The 16,400-nt window shown below is 63.0% G+C and carries 14 protein-coding genes and 1 tRNA gene; 8 read left to right on the forward strand and 7 right to left on the reverse strand.

Going from position 1 to position 16,400, the window contains the following annotated elements; all coding sequences use genetic code 11:
- Positions 1 to 99: 99 nt before the first annotated feature.
- Positions 100 to 2,451, reverse strand: coding sequence for an AfsR/SARP family transcriptional regulator (locus ACWGIC_RS05930; RefSeq protein ID WP_452074772.1), 2,352 nt, complete (start codon positions 2,449 to 2,451; stop codon positions 100 to 102).
- Positions 2,452 to 3,598: 1,147 nt separating this feature from the next.
- Between ACWGIC_RS05930 and ACWGIC_RS05935 the strand changes: the two genes are divergently transcribed.
- Both ACWGIC_RS05935 and ACWGIC_RS05940 read left to right on the forward strand, forming a co-directional pair.
- Positions 3,599 to 4,594: an ornithine carbamoyltransferase gene (locus tag ACWGIC_RS05935; protein ID WP_452074773.1), complete on the forward strand. Its 996-nt coding sequence runs from the start codon at positions 3,599 to 3,601 to the stop codon at positions 4,592 to 4,594.
- 114 nt (positions 4,595 to 4,708) lie between these two features.
- A complete protein-coding gene (locus ACWGIC_RS05940) occupies positions 4,709 to 4,999 on the forward strand; it encodes a hypothetical protein (protein ID WP_452074774.1) in 291 nt (96 codons plus the stop codon).
- Between the two features lie 1,100 nt (positions 5,000 to 6,099).
- Here ACWGIC_RS05940 and ACWGIC_RS05945 read toward each other — a convergent pair.
- Positions 6,100 to 6,480, reverse strand: coding sequence for an XRE family transcriptional regulator (locus ACWGIC_RS05945; protein ID WP_452074775.1), 381 nt, complete (start codon positions 6,478 to 6,480; stop codon positions 6,100 to 6,102).
- Positions 6,481 to 6,919: 439 nt separating this feature from the next.
- Between ACWGIC_RS05945 and ACWGIC_RS05950 the strand changes: the two genes are divergently transcribed.
- Positions 6,920 to 7,003 (forward strand) — tRNA-Leu (locus ACWGIC_RS05950).
- Here ACWGIC_RS05950 and ACWGIC_RS05955 read toward each other — a convergent pair.
- Positions 6,985 to 7,386, reverse strand: a complete 402-nt coding sequence (locus ACWGIC_RS05955; RefSeq protein WP_452074776.1) for a hypothetical protein — start codon at positions 7,384 to 7,386, stop codon at positions 6,985 to 6,987. The two genes, ACWGIC_RS05950 and ACWGIC_RS05955, sit on opposite strands and share 19 nt — an antisense overlap.
- A 1,519-nt stretch (positions 7,387 to 8,905) precedes the next feature.
- On the opposite strand from ACWGIC_RS05955, the gene ACWGIC_RS05960 reads away from it, so the two are divergent.
- Both ACWGIC_RS05960 and ACWGIC_RS05965 read left to right on the forward strand, forming a co-directional pair.
- Positions 8,906 to 9,064: a hypothetical protein gene (locus ACWGIC_RS05960; protein WP_452074777.1), complete on the forward strand. Its 159-nt coding sequence runs from the start codon at positions 8,906 to 8,908 to the stop codon at positions 9,062 to 9,064.
- Positions 9,065 to 9,225: 161 nt separating this feature from the next.
- Positions 9,226 to 9,531, forward strand: coding sequence for a hypothetical protein (locus ACWGIC_RS05965; RefSeq protein WP_452074778.1), 306 nt, complete (start codon positions 9,226 to 9,228; stop codon positions 9,529 to 9,531).
- A 59-nt stretch (positions 9,532 to 9,590) separates the two neighbouring features.
- Here the strand turns inward: ACWGIC_RS05965 and ACWGIC_RS05970 are convergent, their stop codons facing one another.
- The 4 genes from ACWGIC_RS05970 to ACWGIC_RS05985 all read right to left on the reverse strand — a co-directional run bounded on the left by ACWGIC_RS05970 (position 9,591) and on the right by ACWGIC_RS05985 (position 13,365).
- Positions 9,591 to 10,832: an SAVED domain-containing protein gene (locus ACWGIC_RS05970; protein WP_452074779.1), complete on the reverse strand. Its 1,242-nt coding sequence runs from the start codon at positions 10,830 to 10,832 to the stop codon at positions 9,591 to 9,593.
- 70 nt (positions 10,833 to 10,902) lie between these two features.
- Positions 10,903 to 11,826 carry an AAA family ATPase gene (locus tag ACWGIC_RS05975; RefSeq protein ID WP_452074780.1) on the reverse strand — a complete coding sequence of 308 codons (924 nt, stop codon included), beginning with the start codon at positions 11,824 to 11,826 and terminating at the stop codon, positions 10,903 to 10,905.
- Positions 11,827 to 11,842: 16 nt separating this feature from the next.
- The gene (locus ACWGIC_RS05980; RefSeq protein ID WP_452074781.1) at positions 11,843 to 12,361 is read right to left on the reverse strand and encodes an HORMA-1 domain-containing protein; all 519 of its coding nucleotides are present in this window, start codon (positions 12,359 to 12,361) and stop codon (positions 11,843 to 11,845) included.
- 2 nt (positions 12,362 to 12,363) lie between these two features.
- A complete protein-coding gene (locus ACWGIC_RS05985; protein WP_452074782.1) occupies positions 12,364 to 13,365 on the reverse strand; it encodes a CBASS oligonucleotide cyclase in 1,002 nt (333 codons plus the stop codon).
- A gap of 295 nt (positions 13,366 to 13,660) precedes the next feature.
- Here ACWGIC_RS05985 and ACWGIC_RS05990 point away from each other — a divergent pair, with 295 nt between their 5' ends.
- The 3 genes from ACWGIC_RS05990 to ACWGIC_RS06000 all read left to right on the forward strand — a co-directional run bounded on the left by ACWGIC_RS05990 (position 13,661) and on the right by ACWGIC_RS06000 (position 16,093).
- On the forward strand, positions 13,661 to 13,918 hold the full coding sequence (locus ACWGIC_RS05990; RefSeq protein ID WP_452074783.1) for a hypothetical protein: 258 nt from the start codon (positions 13,661 to 13,663) through the stop codon (positions 13,916 to 13,918).
- The gene (locus tag ACWGIC_RS05995; protein WP_452074784.1) at positions 13,915 to 15,078 is read left to right on the forward strand and encodes a HigA family addiction module antitoxin; all 1,164 of its coding nucleotides are present in this window, start codon (positions 13,915 to 13,917) and stop codon (positions 15,076 to 15,078) included. Before ACWGIC_RS05990 ends, ACWGIC_RS05995 begins: the two co-directional genes overlap by 4 nt.
- Before the next feature lie 397 nt (positions 15,079 to 15,475).
- Positions 15,476 to 16,093 (forward strand): transposase, encoded by a 618-nt coding sequence (locus tag ACWGIC_RS06000; RefSeq protein WP_452074785.1) that lies wholly within the window; start codon positions 15,476 to 15,478, stop codon positions 16,091 to 16,093.
- Positions 16,094 to 16,400: the final 307 nt, after the last annotated feature.

Here is a 16,400-nt window from a genome sequence, read left to right on the forward strand (position 1 = left end):
GTTTTGTGTAGCAAAGGACGAATCTGCGGTCGCCGGGTTGCGTCCGGAATCTGGCGGCATGAGCTGCCGAAGTTGCGTCGCGCCGGCACCTCCGCGAGGTTAGCCTGCCAGGGCGCGCCGCTGCGGCATTACGCTGCGCCGCAGAGCGTCAATGTGGCGTTGTGCGAGTGCCACCCCCTGGGCATCGGCCAGACGCTGGAACTCCTGGGCCGCCTGGGTGAGCTCTCGGTGAGCCAGTTCAAACCGCTGCTGAGATTTGTGAAGTGCCCCTGCGCAGTAGAGCATCATTGCCTGACCTCGGAGATTTCGCGACTTCGTTGCGGCTTCGAGCGCGATCTCGAAGACATCCTGCCCGTCGTCGGTGCGTTGCCGTGCTTCCCAGAGCGGCAGGACGCTGAATGCCAGACGCCAGCACAGGTCAACGAGCCCATGCGCTGCCGCTTGTCGAATCCCTCTCGCAAGGACGGGCCGCTCGTGTTCGATCCAGGCCAGGGGATCCGCCACCAATCGATCCACCAGGCGTTCGGGCAGCGGCGATCGCGGTGCAGCGCGGGGCATCCAGATCCGGTCCTCGCCGAAGAAACGAGCGGACGCCTCTTCGGCGAGGGCGACCAGGGTGCCGACAGCACGTTCAAGTGCGTTTTCGCGTTCTGCCTGAGTTTCTTGCTTTTCCAGGCGTTCTTGTGCGAACGCTCGGGTCAGATTGTGGAAGCGATACCGGCCGGCCGTGCTCCTTCCGGTATCGACCTCCTCGATCAGCCTTGCGTCGACGAGGTCGTTCAAGATGTCTTCAGTATAGTAGATATCACGGTCGATGAGCGCGGCTCCGATCCAACTGGTGAACGTCGGTGTATCGAGGAGGGCCAGTCGTCGGAAAATACAGGCCGCGTTTTCGCTTATGCTTTCGTAAGTCTGTGAGATCCGCGACCGAATGTCCAGATCGCGGTGCCTGAGTTCGTCCAAGAGTCTCGTTTCGTCCGTCAACCGGTCGAGCAGCCGTTGGATGCTCCAGTTCGGAAGGGCGGCGAGGCGAGCTCCGGCAATTCGCAGAGCCAACGGGAGATGGCCGCAGACCTTGGCAATTGCTGCGGCTGCGTCAGGCTGGGCGAGAATTCTCGCGGTGCCGACGATACGCCTGAGTAAGTCGAGCGACTCGCGATCATTGAAGACCCCTACCTCGACGTGCCGTGCGGCGGGGATGCCGGTGAGCCTCCTGGTGCTGGTGACCACGACGGCGGCTGTAGCGCTGCCGGGAAGCAGCGGCGTGATCTGGCTCTCGTCGGCCGCGTCGTCGAGAGTGATCAAGACTTGGCGGTCCGCGAGGATATTGCGGTATGTCTCCGCACGTTCATCGAGGCTCGCAGGGATCTCCGAGGCGGATACGCCCAGCAAGCGGATGAACCGTTCGAGCACGTCGTTCGGGTGGAGAGGTCTCGTGGAGCTGCCGTGGAGGTCGACGAACAGCTGTCCCCCGGAGAAGCGATCCTTCATGCTGTGGGAAACATGGACCGCAAGGGATGTCTTGCCCGTTCCGCGCTTGCCCGTGATCACCATGACAGGCACCGCGGAGCGGTCTTCCGGGCGTTCCTGGGCCAAGCGCTGCCGGATCTCGGCGACCTGTTGCTCCCGGCCGATGAAGTCCCCGATGTCGATGGGAAGCAGCCTCGGAACCTGGCGCTTTGCGGCATGGACCCTGACCGGCTCAATCTGTGGTCTGAGGGTTGGGTCGGAGGCGAGGATCGCCCGCTGGAGCCGCTGGAGTCTTTCTCCCGGGTCAATGCCTAATTCGTCGACGATGGTTTTCCGAGCGTGCCAGTAAGCTTGCAATGCTTCGGCCGTCCTGCCGCAGTTGTGCAAGGCAAGCATGAGTTGCCCCTGAAAGCGTTCGCGCAGCGGATTTTCGTCGACGAGTTCGGTGAGCTCGCCCACCAACTCGTGATGTCTTCCCAGCCTGAGTTCGAGTTCGATGCGGTCTTCTATGACTGACAGGCGTAGTTCGTCGAGGCGGCCGGCAGCGACTCTTATCAGATGGCTGTCTATGCCGTGGAGGGCAGGGCCCCGCCATAGTCGGAGTGCGTCACGATACCTCGCGACAGCCTGCTCAGGCTCGTTGGCAGCACGGGCGACGGCGACGAGGTGCTCGAACCGATGGGCGTCGAGATGCAAAGGGTCAGTTGTTATGGAATAGCCATTCGGATGCGTGGATATAATTTCTGGATGGCCGCACGATGCGAAGAGTCGACGAATTGACGATATGCCGATCTGTGCCTGGGATCGAGCTGTTGGCGGCAAATTGTCGCCATAAATTGCCGCCAACAGTCTGTCCATTGTGACAACTCTGTTTGCGCTGAGCATCAGCGTTGCGACGGTGATTTGTTGGCGCATTCCGCCTATTTGAAGTTGTTTCGAGCCTGCGGTGACCTCGACGGGTCCGAGGAAGTGGAACTCCACTGGTGACCTATCCATTCTGAGCCCTCGTGATCCGGCGCGTCCGCCAGGGGTCGGTTATCGGGTACGGGTTGAGCGGGGTTTTGGCTGCCTGCTCGAGGTTGAACGCGTGAACGCCGGGGCGGCCCGGTGTGCAGGTTCACGTGACCGCCGATCCTCTGGCGGCTGCGTGAGGTGCCGGACGTCGGTTATGTCGTCGCCGATCGATGGTCGGATCGACGGGTTAATTTCCTGCGCGCCTGCGATGTTGCACATCGGCTTCGCGATATTCGCATTACTGTGCTCGATATTTGTTCGGGATCTATTCGGGGCTGTTCGAAAAGATTGAATAGGTAAAGAGTGGTGGCAGGAATTGTTCGGTACGAAGTGAGTGTCAGGGTGATTCGAGTATTGGCGGCAAGGTTGATTTGATAAATATTTAGGGCTTCAGGGTCACTGTCGTGCTTTCGGAGTCTCCCGTTCTTGCCGTTTGTCGATAATGCCTGCCCGTGACAGACTGTCGCAGGCTTCTACTTGCGTGCACCTAGTGTCCTACCTGGCTCTACCTGTTCTCTATCGGAGGTCATCTAGTCGAAAGTTATGCGCCATTCGGGGGAGGTTGGTCCAATATGTGGATCCGGTGTTGACTTTGTTGTTTTGGGTGGGAGCATAGGCGCATATCGCCATCTGTGGTGGCCCCCAGCTGCGACCGCTGGTAAGTAAGCGTTTTGTTTCAAGGGGTGTATGGCTGAGGGTGCGTAAATCTGGCTCTTGCAGTGGGGTGTGGACGTTGTAACGGCCGTCGATGTCGGTGTGGTGCCTCGCTGGTTCGCTGTATGTGGTCGGAGGCTTGGCGGGTACCTGCGCGAAGGTCGGGAGGGTCACTGTCGACGAGGGTGGCACTGGATAGGCGATCGGGACGCTGGCGAGGTGTCACGCTGCGCTGAGCTTCGTTCGGCTGACTCGCTGTGCGGAATGCGGTGAGGTCGGGCCGGAGAAGTACCTGTCGATTGTGCCGACCGATGCGGGGAAGATTCGGTGTCGTCGAGTTGACACTGATGGCAGATCGACGTACGTGTGCTCCGTTGTCCAAGCAGTGACATGGCTGTCGGTGGTGCCGCGAGCAATCGTGATAGCTATTGCTCGCAGTCCAAAATAGTTGGTTCGTGGCATGTCTTTGATCTCGTTGACCATAAGAAAAGAGAACGGAATGACAAGATCGCCGTTGCCTCCAAAGAGTCTTATCTCCATCCTGGACCTGCGGATGGAGGATATCCGAAGGATCGTCGATCGCGGCCTGTACTTTGCTGAAGGTGGTCGCGCGCGACCGTTGGATGGCACGGTGGTCGGCACCTACTTCGCCAGGACCTCGACCCGGACGCGCACAGCTTTCTCTGCGGGAGCGCTTCGTCTGGGTGCTGGAGTCGTCTCGTTCGGGCCGAACGACTTGCAAACCAATACAGGGGAGACCGCGGAGGATACAGGGCGAGTGCTCGGCGGAATGCTGGACTTCCTGGTGGCGCGGACTGCTGAAGGCTCGGACATGATGCGAGATTGGGCAGCACACGGTCAGGTGGCCGTGGTGAATGCGATGAGTTCGGAGGAACATCCGACTCAGGCGCTGGCCGACTTGACAACGTTGTACCAGCAGTTCGGCAGAATTGACGATTTGCGGATACTCTACATAGGAGAGGGGAATAACACCGCGACTGCGCTGGCGTTTGCGCTCGCTCGATTTCCCGGAGCCCGATTAGAGCTACGGACTGCGCCTGGTTACGGGATGCCCGTGCCGGCGTTGTCTGCCGCGCGGGCAGTGGCCGAGCAGTCTGGTGCCGAAATCGTCGAGCGGCATGATATGGAGGATCTGCCGCTTGAAGTGGACGTGATTTACACGACTCGCTGGCAGACAACGGGAACGACGAAAGAGGACCCCGCTTGGCGGGAGTCCTTCTGGCCCTTTCAAGTGGGGCAATGGCTCTGGGCGGGTAGTCCCAAGGCGGTGTTCATGCATGATCTGCCAGCGCACCGTGGTGATGAAGTGACTGCTGAAGTGCTTGATGGACCAGCGAGCATCGCCTTTCGTCAAGCTGAGAACAAGATCTACAGTGCGATGGCTGTGCTGGAGTGGTGTTGGGCCGGTTCGGACGGCACAGAAGGCGACGACTAGGCGAGCTGACGAAGGACGGTTGACGCCCGGGCGGCTTCGTCGCGCCGTGATGCCTATGGAAAAGATCCTGGACTGCGAGGATCAGACCGTTGGCGTTGCAGTCACGCTGTAGCTGTGCTGAACGACGCGCGGGACCTGCGATTCGCTGGCGGCATCGCCCCAGATGATCGCCGGATATGCGTAGGCGTTGTCGTCCGCTCAAGCGGCAGCCGGACTGTTTCCCAAGCCCGGCCGATCGCGGATGTGCGGGCGTTCTTCGGAGACAGCTTGTCCGAGACGGCCAGCTCCGCGCTTACGTCGGCGTTCGTTTGGCTGGACAAGCCAGCGGGTGGGCTGCGGGAACTGCTCGGCGCGCCGAGCGAACAACGCCGGGCCGTCAGGATCAACCTGGTCGGCGGAGGTTGACGTGCTTCGGCAGTACTACGGCGCGCGCTGGACGGCACGCATTGCTACTTCTCTGCGGAGCTTGGTGACCACAAGCGTGGTCACCAAGCTGAGCTGGACAGATCGCCGCTGTTCGTTAGATGCAGGTCACGACGCACTCAAGATCGACACGCGCGTGAAGGCTGCGCCATAACTTCCGGCCACGGACGTCGCGGTGGCCCGGCTGGCGGAGGCTGCGAAGGCAAGTCCGGAGTGCCGACCGGCTGCTTGGCGTCGAGGTGCGCGCCGGCCACGTCGATGGAACGGTCGGCAAGGCTTCGTTCATGGAGTACGCATTGGGGCCGACTTGCTCGAACGGGAGTTGACGAGCGTCGAGGGCCAGGTCTGCCTCTGGCTGCGCGGTGGCAACGCTGAATCGGTCTGATGCGGGGCGTAGCTCGCAGTCGAGATCCACCCAGTTCGCGCTGGTGTTCACGAGTTCTGTGCTGGCGCGCGCGGTGTACAGGCCGTGGTTGCCGGTTCGGCTGCCGTAGTAGGCAGCAAGCGCGTCGGCGGTGTCGCGCTGGGTGACCCAGCTGTGGCGAGTGCTGCGGTCGCGCAGGGCTTGGGTGTCCAGCTTGCGTCGCTGTGGCGGCGGCTGCGCGGCGCGCGGCTCCTGGAGACCGGTGTGCGTGCTGGTCGATCCATTCGAGCGCGGACGCGATGTTCGGATCGTCGTCTAGGCGGGGATCTCCGGGTGCCTCGGCCGATGCTGTGCCGGTCAGCTCGGCGAAGCGGGCGCGCTCGGCCTCACCAGCGCGTTCATACGCGCGGTCGAGCACCTGTTGCATCTCCGACCGCGGGCGCAGGTCGGGCTTTTGGTGCCAGGACGCGACGGTTCGTACGCCGACGCCGAGGTGCGCGGCGAAACCCTCGTTGCTCATTCGGAGAGCGGCTTGCAGCGCTGATGCGGTGCGGCCGGTCCATTCGTCGGCCGGATTCATCGGCGCGCGCTTTCCGAATTGGAAGCTGCATTAGTCGTGCACTGCTCATGCACTGGCGATGCATGGGAACGGTCGCTGTTTCGGCCTTGAATTCGGGGTATGGAAATCACCTGGTTCATCAGCCCGAAGCGCAAGCCGTCAGCGCTTCTTCTGCACGTGGTCGACGACGGTCGCCAGGCTGGTCTGGACGTCGTCCAGCCGGTCGAAGATCTCGTCCAGGCGCTGCTCCAGCGCGTCGAGACGGGTCGAGAGTTCGCCGCCGTCGTCGGTCGGCTCGTCGGGGTGCGGCGGCGTGCGGTTCTGCAGCACGGCCTGCAGATGTTGCGGGTGCCAGCCGAGCGTGGTCGACAGCGCTTCGAGCGTGCGCGCGCTTCGTCGGCGCTCGACCGTGTGGTGCTGCAGCTCGCGCACGATCGCCTGCGACACGTGCGACCGCTCCGCCAGCTCTCGCTGTCGCCCGCCGAGTTCGTGCACGCGCATGTCGATCGCCTTCGCGACCACTGCCCAATCCTCCGACACCGCCCGCTCTGAAGCTTGAGTCCTCACGCGGTTGTGCAAGTTCGAAGCTTGCCGTCGGTTTATGGGGATGTCGCTGCTCGACTGGTCGGCGAGGAAGGCAGGCCCCGACGGCGGGCGGTGTGAGCGAGCGCAGAGACGGCCTTCAGGTGCTTGGCCGAGGGCGCGGTGGCGGCAAGCAGTCAGGGACGCGCTGAGTTGACTGGCGAGGGCCTTCGCTGCCGATATTCGGGTCAGCTCGTCGGCCTGGCAAGGCTGGCGCGACGGGGGACAGCTGGGCTCGGCGGAGGCTTGGATGCGACCAAAATGGCGCTGACCTGCATATACGTTCAGGGAAGTTGGAATGTCGATAACATATGAGGATATCATGCGGAGATGCGGCAACCTTTCGTACCCCCCTTAAAAGGGGTGCTCGACCGTCGTATACTCTCTTCATCAGCAAGTCCGAGTGGCGGAATGGCAGACGCGCTAGCTTGAGGTGCTAGTGTCCTTAACGGACGTGGGGGTTCAAGTCCCCCCTCGGACACACACGTTAGACACACGGGGAGAGGCGGTCACTACGACCGCCTCTTTTTCATTGTCATAGCTCAGCTGCACGCCGAGATCCCGGTAGACCTGCGTGATCCGCTCCGGCGTCCGCGAGTTCAGTGCTCGGGCCAAGTCGTCCATCGAGTCCAACCGCGCGTACACCTCCGCCGCCTCGATCACGGTCGACTTAGGCAAGTGCTGCAGCTCGGCGCGAGCTGCCTCCCGCTCCGCCTGCGCCGTGTTGATCGCCTCGACCACTGCCGCCGGATCTACGCCCGCCTCGATCGCTGCTCGATGTCTGCGCAACCGCGACTCCGCATCAGCCAGCCGCTTCTCCGCCGACTCCCTGCCGGTCGAGTGCGTTCCGCCTTGCGAGGCCACCAGCGCGGCGACTGTCTCATCCCGGTTCGCCGGGTCGAATACCTACACAGTCAGCCGTTCAACGCGGGCATCACGACGCCTTCGCGCAGATTGACCGTTTTCGGATGGCTCTCCAGCGCAGGTGATCCAGTTGTCAACATCCGGTCACATCCACCGGTAGTAGGCCGCGGGATGTGACCGGTTAACTGCCGCTGTCTCGAATCCGGTGCTGGGGGGGCATGCGTGACGGCTGTGACGGCCACATCTGGGCACGTCACGGCCGTCACAAGCGGAAAACCGCTGGTCAATCAACTTTTGGCCGTCACCGTGAACGTGGCAGTACGACAAACGCGCGGACGTGTGTGACGGTGTTCGGCTGGCGGCACCGGTGCTCAGGTGACGAGCCACGGCCGCCGAGACCGCTACGGTGCGATCGTGCTGAGGATCCGCCTTGAAGCCTTCCAGTCCCGCACGGCGAAGCGTGGCTTTCAATCTGAACGTGCGCTCCGTCTACGGCGCAGCAACCACCCAGCGTTCTCGCTGCCTGCTCCAACCGCGTCACTTAGTGTGAGTGCCGAGTGGGTTGCGGCTACCCGAAGTCCGTCGAATCTCGGTAGTCTCCAAGATGTGACTGATCACACGTAGGGTTTGGCTTGCGCTGCGCCGAGATGTTCCCAGCGGCCAGGCGCAGGCTGACGGGGTATTCGGCGCGGAGCGCAAGTTCAAACGATGATGTAAAGATGGCTAACCTTGGCAGGCGCGTGTCCTGCGGGATGTCTGATCAAAATATGGTTGCCTGAGCCAGGTAGCTCGAAAGATGCACTCATCGTAACTATGTCTGCGAGCTAAGAGATGGCGTATGTCGGTAAGTCGTTTAAACGAACACATGCCTTTTCGAAGCGGTGAGTGAGCGCTCCTCGTGCGATTTAATCATGGCGCTGCGCCATGATCACGCGGCGCTTCCTCTAGAGAAGTTGCTCGATGCCCGAGGGAACACTACGGTCCGCAGGCCGAAGCCTTTGTTCCGAGCGCTTCTGCTCGCATCGGCGATACCCACCGAACCGCTGTTCGACGCAGACACTGAGCAAGAAACACGCGCCGCGGATCGCCGCCTCGCAGGGTTCGGACGAGTGAACGCTGAACATGCGGAGCTTTCAACCGATCATCGAGCAGTACTGTTCAGCGAAGAGACATTGCAGTCCGACCAGGTACACTGTCTAAACAGTCAGAGTCCCGCAAGCATTCTTCCGCCGGGGTGCCAATTCGATCTCCGTCGGTCTCGCCTTCAATCCGCCGACCAGGGTAACTCGGCTGAAATACTTGTCCAGTCGCATATCACTCCACATCTGCCGTGGGCTGGACATGGACGAAACCCGTGCGAAGTTCGCGACATCAGTCGAAGACGTGCCCGACTTGCCCCGGCAGGCACAAGGTCGACCTGCAACCCTCTGATGCCGTTCGTCTCAAAGGAGCGAACCAAGCTGCACGGGCTGACTGGACTCATCCGTGGAGCCAGGAGCACGCCGAGATCGTCATGGTCGTGCGAAACACCTATCGCTGGCCGTACGGTGACGAACCGATCCCATGCGGCTTGGCGTTGGTGCTGGAAGTGTTGGAGGACAACTTGCCGCTGTATGCAGAGCTGTGTGCTCAACTCGAGCTTCTGTCCGAGATCGAACCGGAGCTCGAACTCGAATGAATCTCCGACATCATCGTGGCTTCAGCTGTCTACTGCGACGAGGCATACAATGTCATCGGTACCCCCGGAAGGCCAGCAGGGCACGCTGGAATTCGTCCGCGACGGCCGCAAGCACGGTGCCGACGCCGCCTTCAGTTCCTACGTGCCGCAAGACCTCGACGATGATCGTCCTACGCGGACTGATCGCGGCGCGGTTCCTCGGCCGCCAACGCGACGACGGCCTCGCCCGCTGCGGCCTAGTCTGGCTCGGCATCAACCCTTCCGACGCCCGCTACACAAGATCGTCACCAAAGACCTTCGCCACTGAGCCCGGCGGGCGGCGAGGAGGAGCGTCGCGTCCGGGTGAGTTCCTCGTTCGCGATCACAGCGGACGAATCGGCAAGGCCAAGATCATGACTCAGCCGTATCGGTCGTTGTCCACGGCCGTGCTCACCACGCCGATCGTCACTCGTGGGCACCGCGATTAGCCCTGACACAGGGCAACCGCGCTCCCATGGCGCCTTCGGTCGCATTGCTGGGGGTCCGTCTACGCGCTGTGTACTTCGGCGTGCGCGGGAAACCGGTCGGTCGTAAACGACACCACGGGCCCGCCACTGCGGCCTGCCGACACAGTGGCCATCTCGAGGTAGGTCGGGGGCTCGGCTTCCCGTTCCCACTCGTAGAGGGTGACTCGCAGCGTGTTACAGGCGCGGCCCAGCATCACGGCGAGGGGGAACGGGACTCGCATGAACAGGTGCACGGGCCGGTTGCCCGCGATCTCACCGATGCGTCGGCGCAGTTCAGTGACGAGTGCGGGGGCCGCGTCGGCGGGGATGAGTGCGCGTTGCGCCGCGGCGATCTCGACCGCGTGAGCGTAGGGGTGGCTTTCGGCGTAGCGGCGGAATTCTTTGTTGGGCGGTGCGGGTACGAGGTCGAGGTACACGGCGACGGGTCCCTGGGGAGGACCGTCGAGGGGGATCGCGGTTTGTACGAGCGGCACAGTCCGGGTTTCGGCTCCACTCCATTGGTTTCCGTCCTGGTCGGTGATGGTGATCGTCAACCCGGTCGTGGTCGGTAACGCGGCCCCGAGCGCGAAGGCCATGCTCAGGTGTGCGCCGCCGGTGATGTGCAGGTGCTGAACGCCAGCCGACTGCACGATGCGGGGGAGGTCTCCGAGGAACGGCGCGAAGTCTTCCCAAGCCTCGGCGGGCGGCACGCTGGTACCGGGCAGAGGCGGGCGGGTCCGAGGCGCGAGCGATACCTTCCGGGTTCCGAGGGCGGGGGTCCGGGTTTGGATGTCGAGATGCAGCCGATCATCGACGGCCGCGCGGCGGACGCGGCGGATCGCCATCTCACCGGCCAGCCGAGCGAGCTCGGCGTGGTCGCGCACCGGGAACTGGTCGAAGTCGCTCAGCATGGCGAGTTCCTGAGGGAGCAGACGGTCGGGGGCACCGTAGTCCAGCCGGCCGTCTGGGCCCGTGACGGTGTTACCGATGGCGAAGGTGAAGGCCGAGTCGCCTTCCAGCCGGAGAAGTTCGGGTAGCTCCAGTTCGCGGACGTAGCTAGAGCGCGTCATGTCTTCGGTGACGAGGAGGACGGCTCCGGACAGCCCTGAGTCGAGGGCTTCTTGCAGTCGCCGCTGGAAGCGGCCCGGTGGTAGGTGGGTCTGGTCGTGCCACACGGGGACGCCGTGGGCGCGGAGCACCCACGCGGCGCGGTCAGCTAGCTCGTCTCCGTCCGAGTGTCGATAGCTGAGGAAGATCGGGTCCAGGTCGTGTACTTGGGGCATCTGCAACCTCCTATGCAGGGTTGGGACGAATCGAGGAGCGGCCGCCGGTCGAAACCTCCGCGCGGGCGTTCTAGTTCTGCTCGACGAAGACCGGGCTCGGGGTGAGTTCGGCGGCGATGGTCAGGATGCGTTCGTCGCGGACCGGGCGCTCGGGGAAAGCATCAACGACGGCGGCCGGCACCAAGCGCTGCGTGATGTCGGAACTCGTGAAGCCGGCACGGGAACCGGTCGGGCCAGTCAGCTCGACGAGCTTCTCGATGGTGTCCGGCCGGAGGCCCAGTCCCTGCACCGCGTCGGCGAGGATGGCTCGGCGCTGCTCGGTGTCCGGCCGGGTGAAGGTGAACGTCGCGGCCGCTCGGCGCATGACGGCCGGGTCAAGGGCACCGGCGCGGTTGGTGCACAAGACCACCAGGACCGGCAGATTCGTCCCCGCGAGGCTGTCGATTCCGGCGAGGAAGGCATCGACGCCGGCGCGGTCCTCATGGTGCATCTGCTGTGCTTCTCGTGATTGAACCAGGGCGTCGGCTTCGTCGACGACGAACACGAGCACCCGCCGGGTTCGGTCGCCGGTCCGGGCTGCGGCGGCCTGCGCTTTGAGGTGGGTGAATGCGTTGCCGATCAGGGTGGTCATCTCCCCGACGAGGCCGCTTCCGCGGGTGGACAGCTTGAGCCGGTATAGGAAGACGGGGAGTTCGAGCTGGTCGGCGAGGTCGCAGCCGAAGGATTCGGCGAGCGCGGACTTGCCCGAACCGACGTCGCCGGCGAAGACGAACAGCGGGGCGCGGTCGGTGAACAGGGGAAGCGCGGCAATCTCGCCTCCTGGGTGGTGTGTGGCGGCCCAGGCTTTCAGGAGGTCGGGCGTCGCGAGCAGCGCCGCCTCCTTGCGAAGGCGGCGTTTGACGTCGTCGAGGCCGACGAGCCGGTCGTAGCGCGCTTGGCGCACCGGTTCGGGAAGCTCAACGACCAGGTGGAAGAGGTCGTCTTGACTGCTCATGGTGTTCTCCTTGGGGCTAGTCGTCGAGGGCGACGAACACGTCGCGGGTGACTCCGGTGCCGTTACGGCCGTAGCCGTGGCCGGGCGTGGTTGCGCCGGCACCGGTCGCGGGTTCGGTGCCGGTGGTCCGGGTGACGGGAAGCGCACTCTTGAAGGCGGTGCGCTTGGCCTGCGGCAGGTTGTGGAACTTGGTCGAGTAGTTGAGGAAGGAGTGGAACGGCAGGCCGTCGACAGGTGCCGTCCTCGGCAGGCGGCCGGGACCGTCATCAAGAAGGTGGCCGCCGAGGGTGGCGCGATAGCGGAGCCGGAGCTTCCAGAGGTTGGTGTCTAGGTCGCGGAACCCGTAGGACACAGAGTCGAGGTAGCCGTGGTTGAGCAGCTGGGCGACCTCCTCGACGTAGTTGGTGATCATCGTGGCGCTCTCAGGTTCCCCGTACAGGGCGCGTAGCTGGCGCAGGTCGGCACCGATCTTCGCGCCGACGTACCGGGCGTCGGTGATGGTGAAGGAACCTGATCGGGTCATGGAGAGGGTCATGCTCATTCCCCTGGAAAGGACGGGCCGAACAGCTCGCGCCAAGCGTCGTAGGAGGTGCCCTGGGTGGGCGCCGTGGCGGCCCAGCTCACCGAATCGAGAGCTGAGGCCGCGGCCTCGACGAGACGCTTCCGGTCGGCGTCGGTATAGCTGGACGCGATGTTGTTTTCCGGGTTCACCGGGTCCCAGATCTGGATCGGGTCGGTATTCGCGGTGATCTCGGCGCTGGCGGTGGAGAAGTCACTAAAGGTGATCGGGGTCTGCAGGCCGGTGGTCGTGATGTAGGCCAGCACCTGTTCGAACGCTGCGGGGTAGTCGTCGACCTGCAGTCCGGCACCGTGCCACCCGGTGTCCCACAGGTGCGCGACGACGAGCTCGAGCAGGAAGCTCTTGCACCGCAGGTGCGGATCCCGGGACTTCGCCTCGCGGATCCAGGCTTTGAGCAGCCGGATGAGCTCCGTGTAGCCCGGCCCGGCGGCCTTCCGCCGGTCGCGGATGAAGCGCAGGTGCAAGGTGACGGAGGTGAGGACGCGCTGGCCTTGACGGGTGACCAGGAACCCCTTGTCGTCCGCTTCGCCGGAGTAGAGGACCGGCGCGACATCGATCTTCAGTCCCGAGCCGCGCAGCGTGATCCCGACCGCGTGCTGCGAGATCACGAAGTCCTCGGCGACCTTCGTCTTGCCGTAGACTTCCTGGCAGCGCTCGCAGAGCCACTCGAGCAGCTTCGCCTCGTCGATGTCCGGATCCGCGCAGCGCAGGTACGCGGCGACGTCTGCGTCCGATCCCTCACCGCGCCGCCTGCTGATCGCCGTGTGTTTGGCGGTGCTGCCCGAGGCGCGCAGCTTGACCAGGTCGTAGCCCGGGTTTGCGGCGACGTGTACCTCGAGGCGCGCCTTCAGGTAGTTCACCTGCTCGCGGCGCCGCTTCGCCTGTTCCTTGGCGACGTTGACCCGGTTCTCGGCGAACCGCTGCAGGACAGCGTGGGTCACATGAGTCTCGTCGGACATCTGAATCTCCCTCACGTTCCGCTTCGCCGGTGCTCCCCATGGACCTCTGCGCAGCGGCTCTCGCTCGTGTTGCTGAAGTTGTATGCACCAGATCGGTAAACAAGATCGACCTGATGGCGGACGAAGGTAGCATGCACTGATCGGGTAAACCAAAACGGGGTCCAGGTGGCGAATGAACGTCTGGTTCGGCTCTCAGGAGCTGGCGCGCGCCTGCAATAGTGATCGAGCGCGAGTATCCGCTTACGGTAAGGAGTCGGCTCGGCTGATCCGGGTCCGACTTGGGCAGCTGTGCGGAGTGGCCAATCTGGCCAAGATGCGCGAGTTCGCGGCGGTGCGACTGCGCTCGGGGGTGATCGCCCAGCGGGCAGCCGTGTTCATCTCGGCCGGTCACAAGTTCGAGTTGGTCGTGCAGGGTGCCGACGACAGTGTGAAACTCGCTGACGAGGCAACCGTGACGTCGGTGATCGTTGTCGACGTCCTGCCTGTCGGGCTGGAACACCCCGGTCGGTGCTCCGACGCTTCATCCCTCGAGTACAAGGGGAGCCTTCGATGACATCACCTGCGGGCACATACCTCTATCGTCCCGAGACGCCGCTGCATCCGGGTGAAATCCTGAAAGAGCAACTCGATGAACAGCGGGTAAGTCAAGCTGATCTTGCGCGCCGCGTCGGCCTGTCCACAAAGCATGTCAACCAGATAGTCCAGGGGGTTGTAGCCCTGAGTCCTGACATCGCGGTGCGACTCGAACGCGCGACCGGAATTTCTGCCGAAACCTGGAATCAGCTGGAAGCGATCTGGCAAACCCATCAAACTGCTGTCGAGGACCAGCGGAAACTTGCGGGCGAAATCGGCTGGGTCAGCAAATTTCCGCTGGCATTCCTCAAGCAAATGGGAGTGCTCCGCGATACTGAACAGTCATTGATCAACCTGCAGCTGATACTGAGTTTTTTCGGAGTTGCTACACCTGATGTCGCAGAACGGGCTTGGCGGGAGTATCGACTCGCATTCCGACGTTCTGAGCTTGTCGAAGGTGATGGCTACTCGATCGCTACATGGCTCAGGTTGTGCGAAGTCAGGGCGCGCGGTATCGAATGTGATCCATTTAATCGCGAGCGACTCATTGCGTCGATACCTCAGATGCGGAAGCTTACGCTGCAGGAGCCTGCATCCTGGCAGGTCGCGCTTCCGCGACTGTGTTCGACTCTTGGTATAGCGCTCGTATTCATTCCGGCACTGAAGAATACTCACCTATCGGGTGTAACGCGTTGGCTTTCGCCTGACAAAGTGATGATCGGGCTCAGTGATCGGTTCAAGACCGACGATACGTTCTGGTTCTCGTTCTTCCATGAGTTGGCCCATGTCTTACTGCACGGCAAGAGATTGACCTTTCTAGATCACGGAATGGAGCCCGGCGACATTGACGAGGTTGACTTGTCGCCGATGTTCCTGCATGGGGACTCCAAAGTTCCGGGTGCTTCGAGTGAGTCGGAAAGGGAAGCTGACAGGTTTGCTCAAAATTCTTTGATTCCTGAACAAAAGCTGCAGAAATTCCTCGACTCCTCTGCTGCGGTGGCAGAGCAGGCTATCAGGGTGTTCGCGCACGAAATAGGCGTCGCGCCGAGCGTTGTTGTCGGACGCCTTCAGCATGAAGGCGTTGTACCTTGGTCGTTTGGGAGGAAATTGAAGACTGTCGTGCGTTTTGATTCTATTTGATGTGTTGTGATGGAAAATAGATTTAGCGCTGGACTGTGGGCAGTGCGCTCGGGATGTTGTGAGCGGAGCGGCCTGCGGAGGTAAACGTTCTCAAACGGCACGACCAGCCGTCGATTCAAAGCCAAGAGATCACCCGACAAGGGAAAGCGTCGGTGCCTGCCGGAGTCGATCAGCGTCGGCTGACGGCGCGGCCGCTGTCTACGCCTTCCTGTGCAAACTGCCTCCGACCTGTATAGAGCCGCCTCGCATGCGCCGTGTCTGAGACGCGATGGCGCTGCGGGTAGGGCTGATGAAGCTGGTAGTGGCGCTGGCGATCATCACCATGATCGCGTTATTGACTCCGGGGAAGGCTGCGGCGTAGACGGTACCGAATCCGTATGAGCCCTATCCGACTTGCTTGTGGATTCTCAGCAACCAGCCGGTGCCGGCGAAGCCGGATCCCGACGCGCCGCCACTGCCTTTGCAAGACAATCCTGGCCATCACATTCAACTCGGCGGGATGCCTCAGCATCGACGACCGCTACGGCCGAGACCTGCACAACTACGACCTGTTCGCCACCTGCCCTCGCTGCTGGACAGCCCGATTCCGGCGATCCCGCTGTGGCTGGGCCACATCGGCTTCGCCCTCGGCAAGTACGCGGTCGGGTTCTCGGTTTGGTTCACCGAATGGACTGCCTCCACCCTGGCCTTCGACTGGATCAAGACACCGGCACGCGACCTCGAAGGCATCTGGCAGACCTCTGTTATCGGCGAGCTGAAGCTGCGCGAGATCGCTATGCGCGTCGCCACCTACTACCTCGGGCTGCTGTTCGCCCGTGGCCTGACTACGTGGGCGTGGCGGGAGACCGCGTCCACCATTGCCACCGAACCGCGCCGACCCGGGATCGTGGTGAATCACAAGCGGGCGGAGCGGCTGATGCGCGAACACGGCCTGGCCGGGAGCCCCCCCCCCGCCGCAGCCGCTACGCGAACACCCGGCCTGCGGCCGGCCCGGTCGTTCCGGTCGCTGATTTGATCCGCCGGGACTTCACGGCCGAGAACCGGGGCAACGGGTGGTCGGAGACATCCCCAGTACACCTCAAGCCAGTTCCGAGCCGCCCTAGCCGAGCACTGCATCCGGGTGCCCGTGGGGCGGGTCGGGTCCAGCTACGACAACGCCGGCACTGAAGCCTTCTTCGCCACCCGCAAAACCGGAGATCGGCACCACCGCCTAGCCCACCAGGGCTGCAGCCCGGCAGGACGTGTTCACCTGGCTGGCTACTACAACCACAAAGGCTGCACTAGGCTATTGGCCAGAACGCCCGGCCGAAGCACGAAGCACC

The organism is Amycolatopsis sp. NPDC054798 (assembly GCF_053611505.1).